The organism is Anabaena sp. CA = ATCC 33047, assembly GCF_963870205.1.
Lineage (GTDB): Bacteria > Cyanobacteriota > Cyanobacteriia > Cyanobacteriales > Nostocaceae > Trichormus.
This window is the reverse complement of the sequence record NZ_CAWMSA010000088.1, coordinates 1-485: the sequence shown is the minus strand read 5'-3', so window position 1 is coordinate 485 and position 485 is coordinate 1. Positions and strand designations below refer to the sequence as shown.

The 485-nt window shown below is 36.5% G+C and carries 1 protein-coding gene; it reads right to left on the bottom strand.

Annotation, left to right across the window (positions count from 1 at the left end; all coding sequences use genetic code 11):
• Nucleotides 1-485: hypothetical protein (locus tag AACS98_RS23185; protein ID WP_198161184.1), on the bottom strand; the 485-nt coding region annotated here is incomplete at both ends.

The following is a 485-nucleotide window of genomic DNA, read 5'->3' as shown; positions in this document are numbered from 1 at the left end:
TTAATATCCTTTTCCTCAATAATTTCAATAGGTCTTATGTCTTGTTCATCTGTAAGTTCCTCATATTGGTCACTGTCTACAAAATATTCATCTAACTCAGAAACGAGTAAGCTGATATCCTTATGAGATTTAAAGCTTTCCCAAATCTTTTTGACATCTCGTTCATAACTGCGATAGTTAACTGTGGTGATAACTTTCAATACTCGTGCTTTGGTTTCTTCATCAATTGGTTCACTTTGAATAAACTCAGGATTGCTCTCAGGATTAGTGATAGCATGATAGATACTTTGTAATACCCTTGTCATCTGCGGTTTGATACCTTTACCTGTCTGCTGTTTTTGGAAGGAAGTTAGCAGTTTTTGTATAGCCCCATCTAAAACAGGGAAGATATGCTTATCAAACTCAACTGGTGGTAGTTCATCTGGGTTGGGAAAGTCTGACTGTTGGCATTTGAGCCAGTTGAAAATAGTGCGTTTATCACTAAT